The sequence below is a fragment of the Pseudomonas sp. NPDC089401 genome, from assembly GCF_044749485.1.
GTDB lineage: Bacteria > Pseudomonadota > Gammaproteobacteria > Pseudomonadales > Pseudomonadaceae > Aquipseudomonas.
Map to the genome: position 1 here is coordinate 335,498 of NZ_JBIVIA010000002.1, position 12,491 is coordinate 347,988.

Genomic DNA, 12,491 nt, shown 5'->3' on the forward strand with positions numbered 1-12,491 from the left:
TTGTTCGGCGCTTAGATCGCGTCGGTATCGGTTTCGCCGGTACGGATGCGGATCGCCTGCTCCAGATTCACCACGAAGATCTTGCCGTCACCGATCTTGCCGGTGTTGGCTGCCTTGGTGATGGCTTCGATCACTCGATCGAGGTCCTTGTCGTCGATGGCGACGTCGATCTTCACCTTGGGCAGGAAGTCGACCACGTATTCCGCACCGCGATACAGCTCGGTGTGGCCCTTCTGCCGACCGAAGCCTTTGACTTCGGTGACGGTGATGCCCTGCACGCCGATTTCCGACAGCGACTCGCGCACGTCGTCCAGCTTGAACGGCTTGATGATGGCTGTGACTAGCTTCATGAAACTCTCTCCCGATTTGGTGGACTTGCCCCAGGAAAACAAACCCGTCTCAAGTCTAAGCGCAGCGCCTGGCTTTGTAACGCGTCGTCGGCATCCGGCGGCGCGTGCGCACTGCCTGGTCACACAGGAACTGCATCAGTGCATGGCTCGTACAGGTCTTTGCAGAAACCTTGCCAGTTCCGCCAAAGCCACGAAAAACAGCGCGTTATGTGAAACAGTCGGGATTGGCCAGTCGCCAGCATCGAAAAGATGCACGGTTTCGGTGCACGGCCTGGCGAAGCACTGCTCGAAAAACGTGCAGACTGCGCGGCCCCCTGAGGCAGAAATGCCCCGTGCTACACTGCGGGCCATTTCCCAGAATCAATGGACAGCCGAACATGCTCGCGCCAAAAGCCCTTCTCGACGCCCTGAGCGACCAGGCCTCGCGCCTGTTCAGCGGCGACACCGCCCAGCCCCGCGCCGAACTGGAAAGCCAGTTCAAGGTGCTGATGCAAGGTGCCTTCAGCAAGCTCGACCTGGTCAGCCGCGAAGAATTCGACAGCCAGATGGTCGTCCTGGCGCGCACCCGCGCGCGCCTGGAGGCCCTGGAGAAGCAGGTCGCCGAGCTGGAAGCGCGGATGGCGCCAGCGCCGCAGGAATAACAACCATCAAGGAGTGCGTCACCATGAAAGTCAGTGCCCGCAACGTTTTCGAAGGTACCGTCAGCGCAGTGCATCCCGGCGCGGTCAACGCCGAGGTCGAGCTGACCTTGAGTGGCGGCGAGAAGCTGGTGGCCGTGGTTACCATGACCAGCCTGCACAACCTCAACATCAATGTCGGCAAGCAGGCCGTGGCGCTGGTCAAGGCCCCTTGGGTGGTGCTGATGACCGACGCAGACGGCTACCAGCTGTCGGCACGCAACGCCCTGGAAGGCGAAGTGCTGCGCGTGGGCGACGGTGCGGTGAATGCCGAGGTGGTGCTGAAGCTGGCAGGCGGTACTGAAGTGTTCTCCATCGTCACCCGCGAGGCGGTACAGGAGCTGGGCCTGGCACCTGGCGTGAAGGCCACCGCCCTGATCAAGGCGTCGCACATCATCCTCGGCGCCAGGCCTTGAGATAATGGGGCCGCTCTGCGGCCCCAGTTTTGCTCAGGCTGAAGCACGGTGCTGGTCCTGGGCCGGGCCGGCCGGTTTGGGCGGCAACTCGCTGGCCTGCAGATCGCCGCGGAACAATGCGGCCCCGCACAGGGTGATCAAGGTCTTCACCCGGCTGCGCGAATTGCACACTTGCGCCTGGATCCTCTCGATGGCCGCATCCCCAGGCTGCAGCGCAACCGCCCGGTCAACCCACTCGATCGCCGCAAAGCGGCTGTGCCGGCGAGTGCCCTGCCCATGCATCCAGGCCAGCCCCAGCTCGGCACAAGCCCGCGCGGCAACCCCGCTATCCGGGTGTTCGACCAGCTCGAGCAGGTAGTCGACCCCTTCGACCTGCTCGCCGCGGTCGCCGAACTGCCGCAAGAGCATGCCCAGCTGCAATCGCGCGCCGGCATCCGTGCCAGCGTGCCCCAGGGCGTCGAGCAGCAGGCGCCTGACTGAGCGCAGGGCATCGGGCTGGCCAAGGTCTTCCCCGTCCTGCATGCGCTGGCAGGCCAGTGTGTACCTGGCCATCGGGCTGCCGTCCTCGACGGCGCGCAACAGCCAGTGCTGCGCGGCCTGGCTGTCCAGGTACTGCTCAGGGGTGTTGGCCAGAGCGCCTCGGTACAGGTCATGCAACGCCATGGCCGCATCCGGCAGCTTCAGCCCGGCGCTGCCCTGGTACAGGTAAAGCGCAGCGTCATGCCGGTTGGCCGTCCACAACAGCCGCGACACCTCCAGCACATCGAAGCCCTGCCCCTCGCGCCCGCACTGGCGCATGACGGCGATGCGCAACCACACCTGCGCCTGCTCGGCGCATCGCGCGAAGCCCCACAGCCCGAACTGCTGCCCCACCGCGCGCAGTGCGCAGGCAGCAGCCTGTCGGGGGTTTTCGCACAGCCGTTCGATGGCGCTACGAAATGCCTGCGACGGGTCCGCCATGCCGTGGATCAGTACCAGGCAGGCAAAGCTGTAGAAGGGTTCGCCGATGGTCGGCACGAAGCCCTGGTCCGGGTAGAGCTCGACACTGGCGACAAAGTCACCCATCGCGCCGCTGCAATCGTGCAGCGAATGGCGGCGAAAGGCGCCGCGCCGGGCCAGCAAGGTGGCGCGCTCCCTGGGCCGCAGCGGACGTTGATGCCACTGCTCGAAGGTTTTCTTCCAGACCGCGATCTGTTGCAGCTGGTCGGCACGGGGCAGCCAGAACTGGTCCTCGAGGGCGAGCCAGCGGATCGCATTGCGCTGCATCTCGGTCCAGCCCTCGCACAACGGGCCGCTGGCCAGGGTATCGATGGCGTCATAGCGACCGCCCCAGCGCGGCGTCAGGTAGCGTGCATAGGCTTCGATCGCCTCGAAGCAGCCCGGGAACCCGGCCAGCGCCTGGTACAGCCAGTAGGCCTGGGGGCTTTCGGCGTCGCGCGCCGGCAGGTTGCCCGGCAGGGCCTGGGGCAAGTCGACCAGCGGCGCCAGCCCGTGCCTGACCAGCAGCGGCGCGGCCCCTTCCTGCACTTCCACGTCGGCATGGGCACTGGGGCGAAAGCGCGCCGCCTGGCCATGGAACAACTCCACCAGCCAGCCCGGCTCGCGAAAGTGCGCACTGATCTGCAACATGCCGATCAGCGCTGCCACTGGCTGTGCCGAGCGTTCGATGGCACGCAGGAAGTGCGCAGCAGCCATCTCGCAGGCTTGCTCGGCGGCCAGCCAGTGCTCGTCGGAGACTTCATTGGCGGCGGCGTTGCCACGGATATGGCAGGCGCGGTTGAAACAGTGAAAGCCCATGACCACCTGCGGGTGGTAAGCCTTGGGGCAGGCGTCGATCCAGGCCTTGAGGGTTCGCGTCAGGGCCTTTGCGCCCTGGTTGTCCCAACCCAGCAGCATGTAGCCCTGCAGCGCGGCCAGATAGGCCGGGCATTCTCCGCGGGGCGCTTGCCGCCATTGGGCCTGCAGACTGTCGAAATAACGATTGAGTTCGGCGAAATCATTCGCCTGCACCCGTTCACGTATGTGCTGGCGGGTGCGACTAGGCGTTTGCACAGGCTGTACCTTGAAGTCCATTTTCGGGATCGCTTGCCAATCCTTGGCAAACGGCAGTAGCACTTGAACACTAAGCCATGACCTGAGCCTGCGCAAAGAAATTGGATCCATTTGCGGCCAGATATATCAAAGCGCCAAAAAAGCTACTGCCTCTGATATCAGCGGCGCACATCCCCTGTGCAACCTGCACATAAATCAACGGGCTACTCAGAGGCCTGGCAAAGGACGACCATTGGGCCCGTACAACCGGTCGGCGGTAATACGGTCGACGAAGTCGAGGATTTGCTGGTTGCCCTTGAGGCGCACATCCAGCGCCTCGCCGTTGGCCCGGTTCAAGGCGCGGGCGCGCAATGCCAGTTGCCGCAAGCGTCGCCAGGCGCCCAGGCAGTCGGCATCGCGGGCCGCTCGCAGGGCTCCCTCGCGCCCCGGGCCATAGCCCAGCTTCAGCTGCGCACCCGCGCGCATGGCTTCCAGCTGCTCCAGGCGCAGCAGGGCGGCCTGCTTGCCGGCCACCAGCTCGCGCAGGCGTTCAGCGTCCACCCGGCCCTGGGCCAGGGCCAGGCGTTCCTGCTCGAGCAGCTGCAGCAGCAGTTCGACAGCGCGCTGCTGGACGTCGAGATGCCTGTCCAGGCTCATAAGTACTCCAGTGTCAGGGCCAACCCGCCGGGCTGGCGTTCATGTCGGCTCGCTGCCGGCCATCTCGCGGATGTCGGCGACCAGGCTGGTGTAGATGGCTTCGGCGTCGGTGTGCAGGCTGCCATCGGCAATCGACTGGCGCAGCGCGGCGACCTTTTCCAGGTCGACGTCCGCCGTGGCGTCGCTGCCTTCGAGGTCGCCAAGGCGCGAGATCTGCACGGTTTCTTCGGCCAGGCCGTCGAGGTCCTGCGGCGCGACCCGCGACGGGGTGGTGCCGGCCAGGCTGCTATCGGTCGGGGGCAGAAGGCTGCTGAGCGGGGAGCTGGTGATATTCACGATAGAGGCTTCGTTGGCTGTGATTGCAACACTATCGGCATCGGTGGGGGGCCACTTTTGCCCGGTGATAGGCTTTCGATGAAAAAAATCAGTAGCGCAGCAACAACTCGTCGCTGCCCACCACCTGGGCGTTGTACTGCTTGCCATCGCCCCCCTGCACCCGCACGGTGCTGCCCAGGCCGCCGTTGTCCAGCGCCTTGCCCGCACGGCTGAGGCTGAAGCCAGCCCCCTGGGCACGCAGGCGCACCGCATGGTTGCGCTCCACCAGCCAGGGTTCGCGCACGCTCTTGAGGGCGATCACCGCACCGGCTTGCACGCCTCGCGCGGCCTGCCGGCCCAGCAGTTGCTCGGCGCGCAGCGCACTGCCCTTGGGCAGGTCCTGCAGTTGGCCGCGACGGCTGATCAACATCGATGCCTGGAAGACCTCCCCCGCCTCGACCCGACGGGCGCTGACCACGTAGCTGCCCAGCACGCCGACCGACACCTGCAGGTAGCCCAGCAACGCCTCCTGCCCAGCGCAGCGCACGCCGAACGCCACGCGCCCGACCGGCAGCTGCCGCGGGTGCACGAGGTAGGGCAGCGGCTCGGCGCAGGCACGGATACGCGCCACCGGCTGGCCGATGTCCAGCGCGGTCAGGCGGCTGCCGGCGGGCAGGCGCGGCTCCACCAGCTGCCGCACCCTCAGCGCCAGCACATCGTCCTGGGCACACGCCAGCCCGGCCTGGAGCAGGCAGCACAGCAGGCCCAGGGTACGCACGATTCGGGCAGGTCCAGGCATCGCAAGCGCCTCTCGAAGGGGTTCAGGCGCAGCATTCTAGGCACCCCACGCGCAAGGCAAAGCTCGAATTGCTCGCCAAATAGCGGTCTGTTCCGGCCTTTGCCAAGCGCCCTCGCCCACTACTCTGCAGGCCGTTCAACAAAAGGCACGGGCCCGCAGGCATGATCGACAAACTCGACAACGAGCTGCGTTTTCAGCAGGACGCAATGAGCTTGCGCGCTGAACGCCAGCAAGTGCTGGCGAACAATATCGCCAACGCCGACACGCCCAACTACCGCGCCCGCGACTTCGATTTCGCCGCCGAGCTGGCCAGTTCGCTGGGCGAAGGCCGTGCCGCCAACCGCAGCATGAGCCTGGCCACCACCTCCGACCGCCACTTGCAGGCCAGCAGCCACGCCAGCCGCGTCAGCGAGCTGCTGTACCGCGTGCCCGACCAGCCGAGCCTGGACGGCAACACCGTGGACATGGACCGCGAGCGCGCCCAGTTCGCCGACAACAGCGTGCGCTACCAGGCCAGCCTGACCTTCCTCAACAGCCGCCTGCAGTCGCTCAAGACTGCCATGCAATCCGAATAACCCGGGGACCCGTGCATGCCGATGTTCAGCATTTTCGATATCGCCGGCTCCGCGCTCAGCGCCCAGTCCGAGCGCATGAACGTGACCGCCAGCAACCTGGCCAACGCCGACACCACCAGCGGCCCTGACGCCGAGGCCTATCGTGCCCGCCAGGTGGTGTTCGAGACCCAGTACCAGGACGGCAGCGACATCGGTGGCGTGCGCGTCAGCCAGGTGGTCGAAGACGCCAGGCCCATGCGCCAGGAGTACCGCCCCGGCGACCCGCAGGCCGACGAGTCGGGTTACGTGACCCTGCCCAACGTCGAGCCGGTGGGCGAGATGGTCAACATGATTTCCGCCTCGCGCGCCTACCAGGCCAGCGTCGAAGTCATGGCCACCAGCAAAGAATTGATGCTCAAGACCCTGACCCTCGGCGAAGCCTGACCATGACCAGCACCATTGCAAGTTCGGTCCTCTCGACCATGAACAGCTCCAGCAGCGACAACACCGCCTCCAGCGCCGACGAGCTGCAGGACCAGTTCCTCACCCTGCTGACCACGCAACTGCAGAACCAGGACCCGACCGACCCGCTGGACAACAGCGAGATGGTCACGCAGCTGGCGCAGATCAGCACCATCAGCAGCATCGAGGAAGTCACCAGCACCCTGGAAGGCATCTCCAGCCAGATCAGCGCCTCCGAGACCCTGCAGGCCTCGGCGCTGGTGGGCAACGGCGTGCTCATCGAGGGCGACACCATCCAGGTCGCCAGCGGCGTCGCCACCACCTTCGGCGTGACCCTGGGCAGCGATGCCGACGACGTCACCGTCAGCATCAAGGACAGCGCCGGCAACGTGGTCGCCACCCTGGATGTCGGCGACATGAGCGCCGGCACCCAGACCCTGACCTGGGACGGCACCCAGGACGACGGCAGCACCGCCGCCGATGGCAGCTACACCTTCAGCGTCAGCGCCAGCAGTGGCGACGACGCCGTCACCGCCACGGCCCTGAAGTACGCGCTGGTCACCGGCGTCACCACCGACAGCGACAACGAAGTGGCCCTGGACCTCGGCGGGGTCAACGACAACGTCGGCCTGGGCGACATCAAGCTGGTCCTCTGAACCCTGATCAAGGAGAACAACCATGGGCTTTTCCCAAGCGCTCAGTGGCCTGAGCGCCGCATCCACTGACCTGGAAGTGGTCAGCAACAACATCTCCAACTCCCAGACCGTGGGGTTCAAGAGCTCGACGGTGCAGTTCGCCGACGTCTACTCGGGCGCCGACGTGGGCCTGGGCACCACGGTGTCCGGGGTGGTGCAGAACTTCGAGTCCGGCAGCCTGACCACCACCGACAACAGCCTGGACCTGGCGATCAACGGCGAGGGCTTCTTCACCTTCACCGACGGCACCCAGACCGTGTACTCGCGCAATGGCCAGCTGACCCTGACCTCCGACGGCTACCTGACCAATGCCGCCGGCGACAAGCTGCTGGGGGTCAACGGCGTGATCCAGATCCCCACCAGCGGCATGCAGGCCAGCGCCAGCACCGAGCTGGACGCGGAGCTGAACCTGGACGCCAGCGAAGACGTGATCACCGACACCTTCGATGCCACCGACGCGTCGACCTATTCCTACTCGACCACGGCCACGGTCTACGACTCGCTGGGCAACAGCCACACCTCGACGCTGTATTTCAGCAAGAGCGACGAGAACACCTGGACCGTGCACAGCGCCATCGACGGCAACCTGCTGAGCGAAAGCCAGACCGTCACCTTCAGCTCCAGCGGCCTGATCACCAGCGGCGCCACCGGCACCTACACGTACGACCCGGCCAATGGCGCCGCGGCGATGTCGATCACCCTGGACCTGACCGGCACCACCCAGTTCGGCAACGACTCGGAAGTGTCGAGCATCGCCCAGAACGGCTACACCTCCGGCAGCCTGGTCAGCTTCACCATCGACGACACCGGCACGGTGATCGCCACCTACTCCAACGACCAGACCCAGGAAATCGACCAGATCCAGCTGGCCACCTTCTCCAACGAGAACGGCCTCAAATCCAATGGCGACAACACCTGGCTGGCCACCACCGCCTCCGGCCAGGCGCTGCTGGGCGTGGCCGGCAGCGGCTCGCTGGGGTCGATCCTCAGCGGCACCACCGAGGACTCCAACGTCGACCTGACCGCGGAACTGGTGAACCTGATCATCGCCCAGCGCACCTTCCAGGCCAACGCCAAGTCGGTGACCGCGCAGAGCGAAGTGCTGCAGCAAGCCGTGAACATCGGTTCCTGACGCCATGGACCGGATGCTCTACACCGCCATGAGCGGGGCCAACCAGGCGCTCGAGCAGCAGGCGGTGGTGGCCAACAACCTGGCCAACATCGTCACCCCGGGCTTTCGCGCGCAACTGGTGCAGATGGAATCGGCACCGGTGGCGGGCGAAGGCCTGCCGACGCGGGTCTCGGTGAATGCCACCGGAGTCGGCGTGGACTGGAGCGCAGGCCCCATCACCCACACCGACCGCAACCTCGACGTGGCCCTGGGCCAGGACACCCTGCTGGCGGTGCAGGCCGCCGACGGCAGCGAGGCCTACACCCGCCGCGGCGACCTGCAGGTGGACGGCAGCGGCGCCATGAGCCTGGCCGGCCGCCCGGTGATCGGCGATGGCGGGCCGATCAGCGTACCGCTGGGCAGCGAAGTGACCCTGGGCAGCGACGGCACCATCAGCGTGCGCGAACAGGGCATGGAGCCGCGCGGCCTCAGCCCGGTGGGCAAGCTCAAGCTGGTCTCGGCGGCGCCGGGCAGCCTGCAACTGGGCGACGACGGCCTGTTCCGCCAGAGCGCCGACGCCAACGGCGTCAGCCAGCCGCTGGCGGCCGACGACAGCCTGCGGGTGACCCCGGGGGCGCTGGAGGGCAGCAACGTCAGCCCCACCGGCGCCATGGTGGCGATGATCGACAACGCCCGCCGCTACGAAATGCAGATGAAGGCCATCAGCGCCGCCGACGAAAACGCCAAGGCCGCCAACCAACTGCTCGCCCTGCAGGGCTGAGCCGGCACCCGATGAAGAGGTAAACGATCGATGATCAGATCACTGTGGACGGCCAAGACCGGCCTTGAGGCCCAGCAAGGGCAGCTCGACGTCATCGCCAACAACCTGGCCAACGTCAGCACCAACGGCTTCAAGCGCTCGCGGGCGGTGTTCGAGGACCTGGTCTACCAGAACGTGCGCCAGCCCGGCGCCCAGAGCAGCACCGACACCCGCCTGCCTTCGGGCCTGCAGGTCGGTACAGGGGTGCGCCAGGTGGCCACCGAGCGCCTGCACACCCAGGGCAACCTGGAACAGACCAGCAGCTCCAAGGACCTGGCCATCAACGGCCTGGGCTTCTTCGAAGTGGACATGCCCGACGGCACCACCGCCTACACCCGCGACGGCAGCTTCCAGCTCGACGCCAACGGCGAGATGGTCAATTCCAACGGCTACAAGCTCACCGCCGGCATCACCATCCCGGCCAACGCCACCTCGATCAGCATCAGCAGCGACGGTATCGTTTCGGTGACCCAGCCCAGCAGCAGCGCCTCGACCCAGGTCGGCCAGCTGAACCTGGCACTGTTCGTCAACAACGCCGGCCTGCAGAGCATCGGCGAGAACCTGTACCAGGAAACCGACGCCTCCGGCTCGCCCACCGAAACCACTCCCGGCCTCAACGGCGGTGGCACGGTAAGCCAGGGCTACGTGGAAACCTCCAACGTCAACGTGGTGGAGGAAATGGTCGGCATGATCCAGACCCAGCGTGCCTACGAAATCAACAGCAAGGCCGTCGAGACCTCCGACGAAATGCTCCAGCGCCTGGCCCAGCTCTGATGCCCGGCCCCACGACATCGCGCACGCTGTTGCCGGCCGCGCTGCTGGCCGCCGCCCTGTCGGCGGCCGGCTGCACCGAACTGATCCGCAAGCCGGTGGTGCCCGACGAGGCCATGGACCTGCCGACCCTGCCCACGCGCCTGGCCAACGGCTCCATCTACCAGGGCCGCAACCTCGCGCAACCGCTGTTCGAGGACCGCCGCCCGCGCCGGGTCGGCGACACCCTGACCGTGGAGCTCAACGAGCAGGTCAGCGCCAGCAAGAACTCGTCGTCCAGTGCCGACCGCAGCGGCAGCCTGGGCCTGTCGTTCGCCACCACGTCCGCGCGCGACTCCCAGGTCGGCAGCTACGGCCTGTCGGCCTCGACCGACCATTCGTTCGCCGGCAGCGGCGGCTCGCGGGCCAACAACTCGTTCACCGGCACCCTCTCGGTGACGGTGATGGAAGTGCTGCCCAACGGCAACCTGCGGGTGCGCGGCGACAAGCAGATCGCGATCAACCAGGGCACCGAGTTCATCCGCTTCTCCGGGGTGGTCAACCCGCGCTCGATCACCGGCGACAACACCGTGTCGTCGAGCCAGGTGTCGCTGGCGCGCATCGAGTACGTCGGCGAGGGCTACATCAACGAAGCGCAACGCATGGGCTGGGCGCAACGCATCCTCCTCAACCTGTCACCTTTCTAGCGAGTGAACCATGGCTGAGCCCCTTTCCCGCCGCCTGCGGCGCCTGCTGCTCGGCGGCTGCGCCCTGCTGCTGGCCACCAGCGGCCAGGCCGAGCAGATCCGCGACATCGCCGACTTCGCCGGCATCCGCAGCAACAACCTGGTCGGCTACGGCCTGGTGGTGGGCCTGGACGGCAGCGGCGACCAGACCACCCAGAGCCCGTTCACCGAGCAGGGCCTGACCAACATGCTGTCGCAGCTGGGCCTGACCCTGCCGGCCAACGCCAACATGCAGATGCGCAACATCGCCGCGGTGATCGTCACCGCCGACCTGCCACCGCTGACCCGCCCCGGCCAGCAGATCGACGTGGTCGTCTCGTCCATCGGCAACGCCCGCAGCCTGCGCGGCGGCACCCTGCTGATGACCCCGCTCAAGGGCGCCGATGGCGACGTCTATGCCGTGGCCCAGGGCAACCTGCTGGTCGGTGGCGCCGGCGCCTCGGCAAACGGCAGCAGCGTGCAGATCAACCAGCTGGCCGGCGGGCGCATCAGCCGCGGCGCAGTGGTGGAACAGACAGTGCCGCTTAACCTCGGCAGCCAGCACGGCCTGCTCGAACTGCAACTGCGCGAACCCGACCCGGCCACCGCCCAGCGCGTGGTGTTCGCCATCAACAGCGCCATGCGCGGCACCGTGGCCTCGGCGGTGGACGGCGGCCTGGTGCAGATCCAGGGGCCGCTGTCGGCCAACGAACGGGTCAACTTCATGGCCCGCATCGATAGCCTCGACGTCTTGCCGATCGAGGCACGGCCCAAGGTCATCCTCGATTCGCGCACGGGCTCGGTGGTGCTCAACGGCTCGGTGAAGCTGCGCCGCGCCGCCGTCACCCACGGCGACCTGTCGGTGACCATCGACACCACCAACAGTGTCAGCCAGCCCGGTGCCCTGAGCGGCGGGCAGACCGCCGCCAGCGCCAACAGCAACATTTCCATCGAGACCCAGAGCCGCGCCCTGCATGTGCTGGAGGACAGCGCCGAGCTGATGGACGTGGTCAAGGGCCTCAACGCCCTGGGCGCCACCCCGCAGGACCTGATGGTGATCCTCCAGGCCCTGAAGGCCGCCGGCTCCCTGCGCGCCGAACTGGAGATCATCTGATGAGCCTGGGCAACGGCGGCGCCGCCGGCTTCGCCATGGACGTGCAGGGCTTGCAGCGCCTGCGCAGCCAGGCCGGGCGCGATGGCGAGGCGGGGCTGAAGGAAGCGGCGAAACAGTTCGAGGCGCTGTTCCTGCAGACCATGCTCAAGAGCATGCGCGAGGCGATCCCCAAGTCGCAGCTGTCCAGCGACTCGCAGACCGAGCTGTACACCGAAATGCTCGACCAGCAGTGGGCACAGAACCTGGCCGGGCGCGGCATGGGCCTGGCCGAGCAACTGACCCGCAGCCTGACCGGCCATGTGCCCGGCGCCGGCAACGGCAACCTGCTCGACCAGGCGGTCGCCGCCAGCGATTCGCCGTTCGCCGGCCTTACCCGCCAGGCGCCGGCCTTCGAGGCCTGGAAGCGCTATGAAGTGCGCTCGGGCAACAGCGAGCGGGCCGAGCATGTGGAAGACTTCGTCGCCCGCCTGGCAGGCCCGGCGCAGCTCGCCGAGCGCCGCAGCGGCGTGCCCGCCGAGCTGATCCTGGCCCAGGCTGCGCTGGAGACCGACTGGGGCCGGCGGCGCATCACCACCGCCAGCGGCGCCGACAGCCACAACCTGTTCGGCATCAAGGCCGGCGCCAACTGGCAGGGCGAGACCGCCCAGGTGCAGACCACCGAGTATGTCGACGGTCAGGCGCAAAAGCAGGTGGAGAGTTTCCGCGTTTACCCCAGCGCCCAGGCGGCGTTCGACGACTATGCGCGGTTGATCCGCTCGCGGCCTGGGTACGCGGCGGCGCGCAGTGCCGAAGACAGCGCGCAAGCGGCGCAGGCCCTGCAGCAGGGCGGCTACGCCACCGACCCGCATTACGCCGACAAGTTGATCGGTGTCATGGCCACCATCGCCCGCACGCGCAACGCGCCCCCCCTGTAGGAGCGGCTTTAGCCGCGAAGCAGGCGACGCGGTGGATGGCACCGGCTCTGCCGGTGTTCGCGGGTAAACCCGCTCCCACAGGGTACGCGCCTTGCTCAGGC

16 protein-coding genes are annotated in these 12,491 nt (G+C 67.0%); 11 read left to right on the forward strand and 5 right to left on the reverse strand.

Translation table 11 applies throughout. From position 1 onward, the window contains the following. Window positions 1-11 precede the first annotated feature (11 nt). Entirely contained in the window at window positions 12-350 is a 339-nt protein-coding gene (gene glnK / locus ACIP21_RS05705) for a P-II family nitrogen regulator (protein WP_002555808.1), read from the reverse strand. Window positions 351-727: 377 nt separating this feature from the next. On the opposite strand from glnK, the gene ACIP21_RS05710 reads away from it, so the two are divergent. Both ACIP21_RS05710 and ACIP21_RS05715 read left to right on the forward strand, forming a co-directional pair. Continuing rightward, window positions 728-991: an accessory factor UbiK family protein gene (locus tag ACIP21_RS05710; RefSeq protein ID WP_400685007.1), complete on the forward strand. Its 264-nt coding sequence runs from the start codon at window positions 728-730 to the stop codon at window positions 989-991. 23 nt (window positions 992-1,014) lie between these two features. Continuing rightward, window positions 1,015-1,443, forward strand: coding sequence for a molybdopterin-binding protein (locus tag ACIP21_RS05715; protein ID WP_400685010.1), 429 nt, complete (start codon window positions 1,015-1,017; stop codon window positions 1,441-1,443). Between the two features lie 33 nt (window positions 1,444-1,476). Here ACIP21_RS05715 and ACIP21_RS05720 read toward each other — a convergent pair whose 3' ends face one another. The 4 genes from ACIP21_RS05720 to flgA all read right to left on the reverse strand — a co-directional run bounded on the left by ACIP21_RS05720 (window position 1,477) and on the right by flgA (window position 5,245). Beyond that, window positions 1,477-3,495 (reverse strand): DUF4034 domain-containing protein, encoded by a 2,019-nt coding sequence (locus ACIP21_RS05720; RefSeq protein WP_400685012.1) that lies wholly within the window; start codon window positions 3,493-3,495, stop codon window positions 1,477-1,479. 207 nt (window positions 3,496-3,702) lie between these two features. Continuing rightward, entirely contained in the window at window positions 3,703-4,131 is a 429-nt protein-coding gene (gene flgN, locus ACIP21_RS05725) for a flagellar export chaperone FlgN (protein WP_400685014.1), read from the reverse strand. Between the two features lie 39 nt (window positions 4,132-4,170). Beyond that, on the reverse strand, window positions 4,171-4,467 hold the full coding sequence (locus ACIP21_RS05730; protein WP_400685016.1) for a flagellar biosynthesis anti-sigma factor FlgM: 297 nt from the start codon (window positions 4,465-4,467) through the stop codon (window positions 4,171-4,173). An 88-nt stretch (window positions 4,468-4,555) separates the two neighbouring features. Further along, a complete protein-coding gene (flgA, locus tag ACIP21_RS05735) occupies window positions 4,556-5,245 on the reverse strand; it encodes a flagellar basal body P-ring formation chaperone FlgA (protein ID WP_400685018.1) in 690 nt (229 codons plus the stop codon). A gap of 161 nt (window positions 5,246-5,406) precedes the next feature. On the opposite strand from flgA, the gene flgB reads away from it, so the two are divergent. From flgB to flgJ, 9 genes are read left to right on the forward strand one after another with little or no spacing between them, the layout of a single operon-like run. Beyond that, window positions 5,407-5,820, forward strand: a complete 414-nt coding sequence (gene flgB / locus ACIP21_RS05740; RefSeq protein WP_400685020.1) for a flagellar basal body rod protein FlgB — start codon at window positions 5,407-5,409, stop codon at window positions 5,818-5,820. Window positions 5,821-5,835: 15 nt separating this feature from the next. Then, entirely contained in the window at window positions 5,836-6,243 is a 408-nt protein-coding gene (gene flgC, locus ACIP21_RS05745; protein ID WP_400685022.1) for a flagellar basal body rod protein FlgC, read from the forward strand. A 2-nt stretch (window positions 6,244-6,245) separates the two neighbouring features. Further along, window positions 6,246-6,917 carry a flagellar hook assembly protein FlgD gene (locus ACIP21_RS05750; protein ID WP_400685023.1) on the forward strand — a complete coding sequence of 224 codons (672 nt, stop codon included), beginning with the start codon at window positions 6,246-6,248 and terminating at the stop codon, window positions 6,915-6,917. A gap of 22 nt (window positions 6,918-6,939) precedes the next feature. Next, entirely contained in the window at window positions 6,940-8,088 is a 1,149-nt protein-coding gene (flgE, locus tag ACIP21_RS05755; protein WP_400685025.1) for a flagellar hook protein FlgE, read from the forward strand. Between the two features lie 4 nt (window positions 8,089-8,092). Beyond that, window positions 8,093-8,848, forward strand: coding sequence for a flagellar basal body rod protein FlgF (locus ACIP21_RS05760; protein ID WP_400685027.1), 756 nt, complete (start codon window positions 8,093-8,095; stop codon window positions 8,846-8,848). Window positions 8,849-8,878: 30 nt separating this feature from the next. Continuing rightward, window positions 8,879-9,661 (forward strand): flagellar basal-body rod protein FlgG, encoded by a 783-nt coding sequence (gene flgG, locus ACIP21_RS05765; protein ID WP_400685029.1) that lies wholly within the window; start codon window positions 8,879-8,881, stop codon window positions 9,659-9,661. After that, window positions 9,661-10,344, forward strand: coding sequence for a flagellar basal body L-ring protein FlgH (locus ACIP21_RS05770; RefSeq protein ID WP_400685032.1), 684 nt, complete (start codon window positions 9,661-9,663; stop codon window positions 10,342-10,344). The genes flgG and ACIP21_RS05770 overlap by 1 nt, the downstream gene beginning before the upstream one ends. 10 nt (window positions 10,345-10,354) lie before the next feature. Further along, window positions 10,355-11,476, forward strand: a complete 1,122-nt coding sequence (locus ACIP21_RS05775) for a flagellar basal body P-ring protein FlgI (RefSeq protein WP_400685035.1) — start codon at window positions 10,355-10,357, stop codon at window positions 11,474-11,476. Then, a complete protein-coding gene (flgJ, locus tag ACIP21_RS05780; protein ID WP_400685038.1) occupies window positions 11,476-12,390 on the forward strand; it encodes a flagellar assembly peptidoglycan hydrolase FlgJ in 915 nt (304 codons plus the stop codon). The genes ACIP21_RS05775 and flgJ overlap by 1 nt, the downstream gene beginning before the upstream one ends. Window positions 12,391-12,491 lie beyond the last annotated feature (101 nt).